The organism is Paracoccus onubensis, from assembly GCF_003591515.1.
In the GTDB taxonomy this organism is placed as follows: domain Bacteria; phylum Pseudomonadota; class Alphaproteobacteria; order Rhodobacterales; family Rhodobacteraceae; genus Paracoccus; species Paracoccus onubensis.
In genome coordinates this window covers 204,930-216,391 of sequence record NZ_QZCG01000006.1, presented here as the reverse complement: position 1 = coordinate 216,391, position 11,462 = coordinate 204,930, and the positions used below count along the sequence as shown (strand labels likewise).

Sequence of the window (11,462 nt, the reverse complement as noted above, 5' to 3'; positions counted from 1 at the left end):
CGGCAGAGGCGCTGTCAGGAGTCGCCTTGCCCGATATGCCCGACCTTTTTCAGTGCCTCGGCAATTTCATCCAGAATCGCGGGATCGTCTATCGTGGCGGGCGCAGTCACCGTTTCGCCATTCGCGACCTTTGCCATGATCGCGCGGAGGATCTTGCCCGAGCGGGTCTTGGGCAAGCGCTCGACCACACAGGCGGTCTTGAAAGCGGCGACGGGCCCGATCTTGTCCCGAACCATGGCAACGACCTCGCGGGTGATCTGTTCGTCCGGCGCTTCGATGCCGCGTTTCAGGCACAGGAAACCCAGCGGCACCTCGCCTTTCAGCGGATCGCTTGCGCCGATCACCGCAGCCTCGGCGACGGCAGGATGCGAGGCAAGAACTTCTTCCATGGCGCCGGTGGACAGGCGGTGACCGGCGACATTGATCACGTCATCGGTGCGCGCCATGATATAAAGATAGCCATCCGCATCGACATATCCCGCGTCCCCGGTTTCGTAATAGCCGGGGAAACGTTCGAAATAGGCCTTGTGAAGCCGCGCTTCGGCGTTCCACAGATTCGGCAGCGCTCCCGGCGGCAACGGCAATTTGATCGCAATCGCCCCAAGCGTCCCGGTTGGCGTCTCATTGCCTGAATCGTCAAGGATATGAACATCATAGCCGGGCATCGCCACCGAGGGGCTGCCCTTCTTGACCGGCAGATGCTCGATGCCGAAAGGGTTCGCGGCGATGGACCAGCCGGTTTCCGTCTGCCACCAGTGATCCAGTACTGGCAGGTTCAGCTTGTCCTCAAGCCAGGTGATCGTATCCGGATCGGCCCGTTCGCCCGCCAGAAACACCGCCTTGAGAGCAGACAGATCGTAATTGCCGATCAGCTTGCCCTCCGGATCCTCGCGTTTGACCGCCCGGATGGCGGTCGGAGCGGTGAAGAAGCTTTTGACCTTATGCTCGCTTATCACGCGCCAGAAGGTTCCGGCATCCGGCGTTCCGACCGGCTTGCCTTCGAATATGATCGTCGTCGCGCCCGCGAAAAGCGGTGCATAGCAGATATAGCTATGCCCGACCACCCAGCCGACATCCGAGGCGGCCCAATATACGTCTCCGGCCTCGATGTCGTAGATATTCTTCATCGACCAGTTCAGTGCCACCAGATGGCCGGCGCTATGCCTGATCACGCCCTTGGGCTTACCGGTCGTTCCCGAAGTGTATAGAATATAGACCGGATGGTTGCCCTCGACAGGCAGGCAATCCGCAGGAACTGCGTCCTGCTGGAAGCTGTCCCATTCAAAATCCCGCCCGGGGACCATCTCGGCGATTTCCTGTTCCCGCTGCAGGATCACGCAGAATTCCGGCTTATGCGTGGCCATGTCGATGGCCGTGTCCAGCAGTGGCTTGTAGCTGACGATCCGGCCCGGCTCGATCCCGCAGGAGGCCGAGATGATGGCACGGGGAGTTGCATCGTCGATACGTACCGCCAGTTCCCGCGCGGCAAAGCCGCCGAAGACGACGGAATGGATCGCGCCGATCCTTGCGCATGCGAGCATGGCGATGATCGCCTCGGGAACCATCGGCATATAGATAATGACCCTGTCGCCCTTGACGACGCCTTTTGCCTGCAAGGCGCCTGCCAGACGGGCGACCCGGTCGCGCAGCTCGGAAAAGGTGATCTTCTGGACGCTGCCGGTGACAGGGCTGTCATGAATGAGTGCGGGCTGATCGCCGCGTCCTGCCTTGACATGGCGATCCACGGCGTTCCAGCAGGTGTTGACCATCGCATCCGAGAACCATTCCCCCACCGGGCCCTGATCGAACCATCCCTTGGCGGGCGCGCGGTCCCAGTCGATATCCTCGGCCGCTTTCAGCCAGAATGCTTCCGGATCCGCTTTCCACGCGTCGTAAATGTCACGATAAGTCATGTCTCATCCCCTCCTTGCCTGCCAGCACCGGTGTTACACGATGATCTTCGGCGGCTGCAACGCCACTTTGCCCGAAGCGCGCTCTGTGGCCCGTTCCGGTCTGATGCGGGTTTGACAAAATCGACCGGTCACAGCAGGCTGTTTACCGGGGGCCGGGTTTGTCACGGCGGGTGTCTCGCCGGGCCGCTGCCCCGCAGGAGAGGTGCTATGAAACTGTCCGATATGTTTTCCAGTCTTGCCGGCAATGCCCGCAATTTCGAAGAGCGGGTCAGCGAATGGCAGGCCCAACTGACCAGCAGCAACGAAGACATGATGGTCAGTGCCCGCAAATGGCAAGAGACGGCCATGCAGCGTCAGGAAGAGTTGAACAAGCAGATGCAGGGCTATTTCGAAGAGGCGAATGAGAATGTTCGCGCACAATGGCAGACGATGCAGACATCCTGGGAAGAGCAGTTCAGGAAGATGCAGGAAAAGGGTGAGGAAATGCGTGCAGCGGCGATGAAAAGCGGGAATTTCCCCGACTGGGCCGAGGCCTATGCCGCCCAGATGGTGGCCTTCGCGCAAAAGATGCAGGATGAGGCCGCCAATGCCATCGCCGCCGCAACCGAGGCGCGGGGATCGGACAAAAAGAGCAGGAAAGGCTGATCTGTCAGGCGCCACAGGGAGGGCAACGCCCGCATGGTTAAGCCGGAATTAACCGGCGAGCGCGACTTTCGTCAACTCCGCCAATCCGGGCGGGAACAGGCGAAAGGGATGCAATGGCAAATGTTGAAGCGCCAACCGTGGACATGATCGCAAGAGAGATCGTCGCCCGCGAGGGCGGCTATGTGAATGATCCGGACGATCCGGGCGGGGCGACCAAATACGGCGTCACCATCGGCACCATGCGTGCGCTTGGGATGGATCTCGACAAGAACGGCCGCGTGGATCGGGCCGATGTGAAGGCCCTGACCCGCGAACAGGCCGAACATGTCTTTGTCGAACATTATTTTCATCGCCCCCGTTTGGCGGAACTGCCAGAGACGGTGCAGGCGTCGGTCTTCGACATGTATGTGAATTCCGGTGCCAATGCCGTGAAAATCCTGCAAAGGCTTGTGACGCGGATGGGGTTTCCTGCAAATCCCGACGGGGTGATCGGCCCCCTGACGGTTTCAGCCGCCCATGCCGCGGCGGATGCGGCGCCCGAATATCTTGCGGATGCCTATGGGATCGCCCGGCGCAACTATTATTACGCTTTGGCCGACCGCAGATCCGCCAGCCGCAAATATGCCCGCACCCGTAGGGGCGGCAAAGGGGGATGGATCACCCGCGCCGAAAGCTTCATCTCGCCCAGATATCATTTATCCGAAACCGAACATCGCAGGAGGATCGCGCAATGGGGCTGATCGGCAGGCTGGTTCGCGGGCAGGGCGCCACCGCGCTTGGCAGCGCCGTGGGGGGCGTGGCTGAAATCTTCGTCCAGAACGCCACCCGCCGGATGGAACTGGACGAAGCGGCATATGGCCGGGCGGTCACTCAGTTCGGGCAGGAATTCACGAACCGTGACGGCGGTTGGTTCGATAGCATCGTCAATGGATTGAACAGGCTTCCCCGGCCGCTTCTGGCTTTGGGGACGATGGCGCTTTTCGGTTATGCGATGATCGAGCCCGCCGGCTTCGGATTGCGGATGGAGGGCCTGCAACGGGTGCCCGAGCCGCTTTGGTGGCTGCTTGGCGCGATTGTCGGATTTTATTTCGGCGCGCGTGAAGCGCATTATTTCCGCAATCGCCATTGGCCCGTGAAAGGCGCGGAACCCGCAGCGCAACGGGCTGTTCAGGTGCCCGAAGACGATTTCCCGGACAATGCCGCCTTGCGGGATTGGGCGGCAAATATGCGAAAACGGCTGTGATTCTCGCCGCACCGGGGTGGCGGATACACGGAAAACTGACAGGTAGCGACAAAGGGGGGACTTTCCCCCCTTTTTTCATGGCTCTATGCTGTGCCCATACGGAGGTTCGCTCATATGATCGCAGAATTCGGCCATTTCGCCCTGATCCTTGCCCTGGCCGTCGCGGTCTATCAGATGATCGTGCCGATGATCGGGGCGGCAAAAGGCTGGCCCGGCTGGATGGAAAGCGCGCGTCCGGCGGCGATGGCGCAGTTCTTGCTGACCGGGCTGTCATTCGCGGCGTTGACGGTCGCATTCGTGACCTCGGATTTCTCGCTGAAACTGGTCTATGAGAATTCCCATACCGCCAAGCCGATGCTTTACAAGATCGCCGGCGTCTGGGGGAATCATGAAGGCTCGATGCTTTTATGGGTGCTGATTCTTGCCCTGTTCGGTGCGGCGGCCGCGGTGTTCGGGGGCAATCTGCCGCTACAGCTTCGGGCGCGGGTGCTGGCGGTGCAGGCGTCGATTGGTGCTGCGTTCTACGCATTCATCATCTTTACCTCGAACCCGTTCCTGCGGCTGGCGAACCCGCCTTTCGACGGGCGCGACCTGAACCCGCTCTTGCAGGATCCGGGCTTGGCCTTTCATCCGCCATTTCTCTATCTGGGCTATGTCGGGCTTTCGATGGCCTTCAGTTTCGCCGTCGCCGCCCTGATCGAAGGTCGCGTCGATGCGGCATGGGCGCGATGGGTCCGCCCCTGGACGCTTGCGGCATGGATGTTCCTGACCGTCGGTATCGCGCTTGGCTCGTGGTGGGCCTATTACGAGCTTGGCTGGGGCGGGTTCTGGTTCTGGGATCCGGTCGAGAACGCCAGTTTCATGCCCTGGCTGCTGGCGGCGGCGCTGCTGCATTCGGCAATCGTCGTGGAAAAGCGCGAGGCATTGAAAAGCTGGACGATCCTGCTGGCGATCATGGCTTTCGGTTTTTCGATGATCGGGACATTCATCGTCCGGTCGGGCGTGATCACCTCGGTCCACAGTTTCGCAAGCGATCCGACACGTGGCATCTTCATCCTTGCCATTCTGGCCGTGTTTACCGGCAGTGCATTGACGCTTTATGCCGCACGGGCGGGGCAGATGACGGCCCGGGGGGTCTTTACTCCGGCATCGCGCGAAGGCGCATTGGTGGTCAATAATGTATTGCTGGCAGTCTCGGCCCTGGTCGTCTTCGTTGGAACCATGTGGCCGCTGCTGGCTGAAATGCTTTGGGACCGCAAGCTTTCGGTCGGCGCGCCCTTCTTCAACAAAGCATTCACCCCCTTCATGCTGATCCTGGCCATCGCCCTGCCTTTGGGGGCGATCATCCCCTGGAAACGCGGATCGATGCGGGCATTGAAACCGCTGCGCGGCGCGTTGATTTTTACCGGGGCGGTCATGCTGCTGGTCTTCTCGGTCTCGACCGGGCGTTCCGCCATCGCCCTGATCGGTGCCGGGCTGGGCGCGTGGCTGATCGGTGGCGCGGTGGCGGAACTGGTTTACCGCACTGGAAATTCGGGCCTGTCACGGCTGTTGCGGCTGCCGCGGGCCGATTGGGGCAAGGCGGTGGCGCATGCGGGGCTGGGCGTGACCTTTATCGGCGTGGCGCTGCTGACTGCCTGGCAGACCGAGGATATCCGCGTCGCACAGATTGATGAGCCGTTCGAGATTGCAGGCTACCAGATCACACTGAAAGAGGTGAATGAGATCGAAGGGCCGAATTATATTTCGACCATGGCGACGATGGAGGTACAGCGGAACGGCCGGCAGGTCGCGCTGCTTCATCCTGAAAAGCGCGTCTATCCGGTGCAGGCGATGCCGACGACCGAAGCGGCGATAGATAACGGCCTGTTCCGCGACATTTATCTTGTCATCGGCGATGCCCAGAAGGACGGGGGCTGGGCGGTACGATCCTATGTGAAACCCTTTGCCAACTGGATCTGGGCGGGCGCGATCCTGATGGCGCTGGGCGGTGCGATCAGCCTGTCGGATCGCCGCTACCGTGTTGCGGCGGGCGAAAAGCGCCGCAGCCCTGCGGCAGCGGTGCCGGCTGAATGAAACGGCTGAGCCTGATAGCCGCGCTGTTGCTGGCGCTGGTGTCCCCCGTTTTCGCGGTGCAGCCGGATGAGGTGCTTGACGATCCCGTGCTGGAGGCACGCGCCCGCGAGATTTCGCAAAAGCTGCGCTGTCCCATCTGTCAGGGTGAGAATATCGATGAATCCAATGCGGCGATCAGCCGTGATCTGCGGCTATATGTGCGCGAGCGTCTGGTGGCGGGCGATAATGATGACAAGGTGATCGACGCGGTCGTGGACCGCTTCGGGGAATATGTCCTGTTCGAGCCACGCGCCCGCGGCTCGAACCTGATCCTGTGGCTCGCGGGGCCGGTCATGGCCTTGATCGGTCTGCTGATTGCATGGGGTTTCGTAAAGGCGCGGTCGCGCGAGGCGGCGGTTCCCGAACCGCTGAAAGATGACGAGCAGGCCCGCCTGCGCGAAATCATGCGGGATTGACGCCGGGTTCCGCTTTTATCGATGCGGAATTTGAGCATCATATGCCGCAAAGAAGGGGATGGTATGAATTACGAAACGATCGAGTTCACCACCGAAGGCGGAATCGGCACGCTGACGCTGAACCGTCCGAAGGTGATGAATGCCTTGAACAGCAGGATGCGGGCCGAAATCACGCAGGTGCTGACCGATTTGCCCGGCGAATCTCGCTGTGTCGTCATGACCGGATCTGGCGCGGCTTTCTGCTCTGGCCAGGATCTGACCGATGCCGGGTCGGCGATCGATCTGGAAGCAACCCTGCGCGACGAATACGAACCGATGCTGCGCGCGGTTCGCAACTGCCCGGTTCCGGTGATCGCGGCTGTCAATGGCGTGGCGGCAGGGGCGGGAGCCAATCTGGCGCTTGTCGCCGATGTGGTGATCGCGGCGGACAGCGCCAAGTTCATTCAGGCTTTCACCCGGATCGGGCTGATTCCCGATGCAGGCGGCACATGGGCGATCCCGCGTGCCGTCGGGGCTGCGCGCGCCATGGGGCTGATGCTCTTCGCGGATGCAATTCCGGCCCGCAAGGCTGCCGATTGGGGCCTGATCTGGGAAGCGGTTCCCGATGAGGATTTCACCGGGATCGTGGCCGACCGCGCCCGCCAGCTTGCTCAGGGGCCGACCTCGGCCTATCTGTCGGTGCGGCAGGCGGTGGCGGCGTCCTTCGACAATGATCTGGATGCGCAACTGAAGCTGGAAGCCAGTCTGCAGGGACGGGCAGGGCGCAGCGATGATTTCCGCGAGGGGGTGGCAGCCTTTCTCGAAAAGCGAAAGCCGCGCTTTACCGGGAAGTAAGGACGCTTTCCTGCGTCTGCCGGGTTGCGTTCCGGTTTGCCTGACATTTCGGGACTGCGGACCGGAAGGTACCGTGGCTTTGAATGGTTGACCTCCCCCGGTGAGTGGCGTTAACCCGCGATGATCAGTCAGGAAGACGAAAATGAACCTTTTCACCGATCTTCGCGGCACCGTCCTTGCCGCGCTGGAGCAGATGACCGAGGCAGGGGAACTGCCCAAGGGTCTGGATTTCTCGAATGTCGCGGTCGAGCCTCCGCGCGATCCGGCGCATGGGGACATGGCGACCAACGCCGCCATGGTGCTGGCAAAACCTGCCAGGGCCAAACCGCGCGATATCGCCGAAAAACTTGCCGCGAGGCTGACCGATCCGCGTATCAGCAGCGCCGAGGTAGCGGGACCGGGATTCCTCAATCTGCGCCTTGCGCCGGATATCTGGCGCGGCGTGGTCAAGGCCGCGATCGAGGGTGGTGAGGATTTCGGACGCTCGCAGATCGGCGCGGATATTCGCGTCAATGTCGAATTCGTCAGTGCCAATCCCACCGGCCCGATGCATGTCGGCCATGTCCGCGGGGCGGTCTTCGGGGATGCCCTGGCCAATCTTCTGGATTTCTCGGGCCATGACGTAACCCGCGAATATTATATCAATGACGGCGGCGCGCAGGTCGATGTTCTGGCGCGCTCCGCCTATGAGCGGTATCGCGAGGCCAACGGTCTTGAACCCGCGATCAGCGAGGGGCTTTATCCCGGCGATTACCTGATCCCGGTCGGTGAGGCGCTTAAGGCGAAATATGGCGACACTCTGCTGAACAAGCCGGAAGAGGATTGGCTGGACGACATCCGCGAATTCGCCACCCAGGCGATGATGCAGATGATCCGCGACGATCTGGATGCGCTGGGCGTGCGCATGGATGTCTATTCAAGCGAAAAGGCGCTTTACGGCAGCGGCAAGATCGAAGCCGCGATCGAGCGGCTGGACAGTATGGGCCTGATCTATCGCGGCGTCCTGGAACCGCCCAAGGGCAAGCTGCCCGAGGATTGGGAAGAGCGCGAGCAGATGTTGTTCCGCTCGACCGCGCATGGCGACGATGTGGACCGGCCGATTCAGAAATCGGATGGCGCCTGGACCTATTTCGCGCCCGACATCGCCTATCACTGGGACAAGATCGACCGGGGTTTCGATCAGTTGATCGATGTCTTCGGCGCCGATCACGGCGGTTATGTCAAGCGGATGAATGCGGCGGTCAAGGCTTTGTCGAACGGGCGTGTGCCTTTGGACATCAAGCTGATCCAGCTTGTGAAGCTGTTCAGGAATGGCGAGCCGTTCAAGATGTCCAAGCGCGCGGGGACCTTCGTCACGCTGCGCGACGTGGTCGAGGAGGCGGGGGCCGATGTAACCCGCTTCATCATGCTGACCCGCAAGAACGATGCGCCTCTGGATTTCGATTTCGCCAAGGTGCTTGAGCAGTCCAAGGATAATCCGGTCTGGTATGTGCAATATGCCAGCGCGCGGGTTCATTCGGTGCTGCGCCGCGCGCGCGAGGCGGGGATCGACGTTTCGGATAAGATGCTGCTTTCCGCCGATCTGGCCCGGATTTCGCATCCAGCCGAGCTTGACCTGGCGAAAAAAGTTGCAGAATGGCCACGCCTGGTCGAGCATGCCGCCCGCGCGCATGAGCCGCATCGCATTGCATTTTTCCTCTACGATATCGCGTCAGAGCTGCACTCATTGTGGAATCGCGGCAATGATGATGCCAGCCTGCGCTTCGTTCAGGATGATGATTTCGCTGCGAGTCAGGCAAAAATTGCCCTGGTTCGCGCCGTCGGCGTTGTCATTTCCTGTGGACTCGGTATCTTAGGCGTAGCTTCGGCAGAGGAAATGCGCTGATATAATGCGCCCCTGCCGGCAAGGAACGAGCAGGTAACAGTAAAGCCGGGCTAACCGGCAGGCAGGCAGGCTATGGCAGTGATGGATTTCCGCGAAGGCGGATATATTTTCTCGCGTCACAAGGTACGGCGCGAGTTTGCTTATGACCAAGGTGGCTGGGACGAAGACGGAGCGCATGTGGATGATGCCCGTTACGCGGGTGATCCCGATGGGCTTCCGCCCCTGACGACGCGCCTTGCCAGACTGACCCATTATCTGGGCGCATTGGCATCGGTCGCGTTGATGATCGGCCTGATGGTCTGGGGATGGCAGCTCATATCGCGGGATGTTTCGGGGATCCCGGTCATTCACGCGCTGGGAGGCGAGGCGCGTTCGACGCCTGAAGACCCCGGCGGAGAGCTGACAAACTATACCGGTTACGCCGTGAATAATGTCGCCGAGGGCGCCGACACCGTGCCGGTCGATCAGGTTGCGGTCGTTTCTTCGGAAATCGCTCTGGCGGATGAAGATGTGGCCATGGGTCAGCTGGGGGCCGAAGCCCGTGAACCGACCCAGCAATCCGAAGTTCCGCTAAGCTTCGACGGCGAGCCGATCGCGCCGCTGTCCGATAGCGAGATGCGCAAGATCGCCGAGGCCGAAAGCCGGGCCGCAGCGGCACATGCCGCCGCGCGGAATGAGGTTGCGAATGCCGAGATCGTTGATGCTCCGGCAAGCGAAGGCCCGGTCAATGAAGTCGTGACCGATGAAAACGGTGTTCCCGCTCAGGCCGCCGCCATCACTGCGGCGCTGGCAGAAGCACAAGCCCAACAGGCAAACGACGCGTTGGCGACATCGACCCGTCCGGCGCCTCGTCCGCGGAGAACAAGCGCCGCCGAGACTGCCCCCGCGACCACCCAGACGGCCGCTGCCGAGGCTGCTCCTGCCCCGGCATCGGCACCTGCCGCGCGTCCTGCGGCAGCCTCTGCTCCGGCGCCTGAAGCGCAGCCGGCAACCGCTGTCGCTTCGGCAGGCGGCCCGGTGGTGCAACTTGGGGCATTCGACAGCAATGCCATCGCAGAGAGCGAATGGAACCGCCTGTCGGGCAAGTTCGGCTCGTTGTTTTCCGGCAAGGGTCAGGTGATCCAGGAGCACGCATCGAATGGGCGCACCTATTGGCGGCTGCGGGTTGCGGGCTTCAGCGACACCTCTGACGCCCGGAATTTCTGCGCCGAGATGAAGGCCGGCGGAACCGATTGTATCGCGCTGGCGGCCCAGTGAACCACAGCGCAACGATTCTCGGCGGGATCGCCGGGACCAGCCTGACTGCGGCCGAACGGGATTTCTTCCGTTCGGCCGATCCTTGGGGCTTCATCCTTTTCGCCCGCAATGTCGAAAGCCCCGGACAGCTTCGCCGCCTGACCGGCGATCTGCGCGAGGCGGTAGGCCGCGATGCCGTCATTACCATCGATCAGGAAGGCGGCAGGGTTCAGCGCCTGCGCGCGCCGCATTGGCGCGAATGGCCCGCCCCGCTGGATCAGGCAGGGGCGGGCGCGCGGGCGATGTGGCTGCGCTATCGGCTGATCGGAGCGGAACTGAAGGATTGCGGGATCGATTCAGACTGCGCGCCGACGCTTGACGTCGCCCAGCCCGAGACGCATCCGTTTCTGCGCAATCGCTGCCTTGGAACCGATCCTGTCAAAGTGGCGGAACTGGGGCGCGCGGTGGCTGACGGTTTGCTGGCGGCGGGGATTCTTCCGGTGATGAAGCATATGCCCGGCCACGGCCGCGCCATTGCCGACAGTCATCATGATTTACCCAAAGTCGATGCCGGACCGGATGAATTGGCAGCGGTCGATTTTGCCCCCTTCCGCAGCCTGAACGATCTGCCCATGGGGATGACGGGTCATATCTGTTTCACGGCGTTGGATGCTACCCCCGCGACGGCATCTGCAAAGATCATTGGATTGATTCGTGACCAATTGGAATTCGATGGTTTGCTGATGACCGATGATATCAGCATGAACGCGCTTCCCGGAACCGAGGCCGAGCGCGCCGCGGCGGCAATTTCCGCCGGCTGCGATCTGGTGCTGCATTGCAATGGCGATATCGCCACGATGGAGCCGGTCGTTGCAGCAACAGGCATGATGAACGCCAAGGCGCAGCAACGCGCGGAACGCGTTCTGACCATGCGTCAAAGCCCGGAACCTGCCGATCTGGAGGCATTGTTGACGGAATATCACACGCTGATCGGCGCTTAGAGCGTGTCGCGTTGAATCTGAAACGCGGCTTATTTGCGTCCCGCGATGGCCGGGGGCACTGCCCCATTGCGGGCAGTCTCTTGGACCAGCGGCGCGACCCGCCGGCGACCCCGGAGGTATTTGGACAAAGAAGAAGCAGAGGGAGGGGGAGCCGGGCGGGCGCGACAGGTTATG

The 11,462-nt window shown here is 61.7% G+C and carries 10 protein-coding genes; 9 read left to right on the top strand and 1 reads right to left on the bottom strand.

Annotation, left to right across the window (positions count from 1 at the left end):
• Positions 1 to 14: 14 nt before the first annotated feature.
• Positions 15 to 1,913, bottom strand: a complete 1,899-nt coding sequence (locus tag D3P04_RS10545) for a propionyl-CoA synthetase (RefSeq protein WP_119748613.1) — start codon at positions 1,911 to 1,913, stop codon at positions 15 to 17.
• Between the two features lie 207 nt (positions 1,914 to 2,120).
• On the opposite strand from D3P04_RS10545, the gene D3P04_RS10540 reads away from it, so the two are divergent.
• The 9 genes from D3P04_RS10540 to nagZ all read left to right on the top strand — a co-directional run bounded on the left by D3P04_RS10540 (position 2,121) and on the right by nagZ (position 11,288).
• Entirely contained in the window at positions 2,121 to 2,558 is a 438-nt protein-coding gene (locus D3P04_RS10540) for a hypothetical protein (protein ID WP_119748612.1), read from the top strand.
• Between the two features lie 113 nt (positions 2,559 to 2,671).
• Positions 2,672 to 3,298, top strand: coding sequence for a holin-associated N-acetylmuramidase (locus tag D3P04_RS10535; RefSeq protein WP_119748610.1), 627 nt, complete (start codon positions 2,672 to 2,674; stop codon positions 3,296 to 3,298).
• Complete coding sequence (locus tag D3P04_RS10530) at positions 3,289 to 3,801, top strand: holin family protein (RefSeq protein ID WP_119748608.1); 513 nt, start codon at positions 3,289 to 3,291, stop codon at positions 3,799 to 3,801. Before D3P04_RS10535 ends, D3P04_RS10530 begins: the two co-directional genes overlap by 10 nt.
• A gap of 114 nt (positions 3,802 to 3,915) precedes the next feature.
• Positions 3,916 to 5,877 carry a heme lyase CcmF/NrfE family subunit gene (locus tag D3P04_RS10525; protein ID WP_119748606.1) on the top strand — a complete coding sequence of 654 codons (1,962 nt, stop codon included), beginning with the start codon at positions 3,916 to 3,918 and terminating at the stop codon, positions 5,875 to 5,877.
• Complete coding sequence (locus D3P04_RS10520; protein ID WP_119748604.1) at positions 5,874 to 6,332, top strand: cytochrome c-type biogenesis protein; 459 nt, start codon at positions 5,874 to 5,876, stop codon at positions 6,330 to 6,332. Before D3P04_RS10525 ends, D3P04_RS10520 begins: the two co-directional genes overlap by 4 nt.
• Positions 6,333 to 6,395: 63 nt before the next feature.
• Positions 6,396 to 7,166, top strand: a complete 771-nt coding sequence (locus D3P04_RS10515; RefSeq protein ID WP_119748602.1) for an enoyl-CoA hydratase-related protein — start codon at positions 6,396 to 6,398, stop codon at positions 7,164 to 7,166.
• 142 nt (positions 7,167 to 7,308) lie between these two features.
• Positions 7,309 to 9,051, top strand: a complete 1,743-nt coding sequence (gene argS / locus D3P04_RS10510) for an arginine--tRNA ligase (RefSeq protein ID WP_119748600.1) — start codon at positions 7,309 to 7,311, stop codon at positions 9,049 to 9,051.
• 72 nt (positions 9,052 to 9,123) lie between these two features.
• Positions 9,124 to 10,308: an SPOR domain-containing protein gene (locus D3P04_RS10505; RefSeq protein WP_119748598.1), complete on the top strand. Its 1,185-nt coding sequence runs from the start codon at positions 9,124 to 9,126 to the stop codon at positions 10,306 to 10,308.
• Positions 10,305 to 11,288: a beta-N-acetylhexosaminidase gene (gene nagZ, locus D3P04_RS10500; protein WP_119748596.1), complete on the top strand. Its 984-nt coding sequence runs from the start codon at positions 10,305 to 10,307 to the stop codon at positions 11,286 to 11,288. Before D3P04_RS10505 ends, nagZ begins: the two co-directional genes overlap by 4 nt.
• The last annotated feature ends 174 nt before the right edge of the window (positions 11,289 to 11,462 follow it).

Excerpts from the sequence above, each read along its gene's own strand:
- D3P04_RS10530 (WP_119748608.1), top strand. The coding sequence starts at position 3,289 with ATGGGGCTGATCGGCAGGCTGGTTCGCGGGCAGGGCGCCACCGCGCTT.
- D3P04_RS10505 (WP_119748598.1), top strand. The coding sequence starts at position 9,124 with ATGGCAGTGATGGATTTCCGCGAAGGCGGATATATTTTCTCGCGTCAC.
- D3P04_RS10540 (WP_119748612.1), top strand. The coding sequence starts at position 2,121 with ATGAAACTGTCCGATATGTTTTCCAGTCTTGCCGGCAATGCCCGCAAT.
- D3P04_RS10525 (WP_119748606.1), top strand. The coding sequence starts at position 3,916 with ATGATCGCAGAATTCGGCCATTTCGCCCTGATCCTTGCCCTGGCCGTC.
- D3P04_RS10545 (WP_119748613.1), bottom strand. The coding sequence starts at position 1,913 with ATGACTTATCGTGACATTTACGACGCGTGGAAAGCGGATCCGGAAGCA.
- argS (WP_119748600.1), top strand. The coding sequence starts at position 7,309 with ATGAACCTTTTCACCGATCTTCGCGGCACCGTCCTTGCCGCGCTGGAG.
- D3P04_RS10520 (WP_119748604.1), top strand. The coding sequence starts at position 5,874 with ATGAAACGGCTGAGCCTGATAGCCGCGCTGTTGCTGGCGCTGGTGTCC.
- D3P04_RS10515 (WP_119748602.1), top strand. The coding sequence starts at position 6,396 with ATGAATTACGAAACGATCGAGTTCACCACCGAAGGCGGAATCGGCACG.
- D3P04_RS10535 (WP_119748610.1), top strand. The coding sequence starts at position 2,672 with ATGGCAAATGTTGAAGCGCCAACCGTGGACATGATCGCAAGAGAGATC.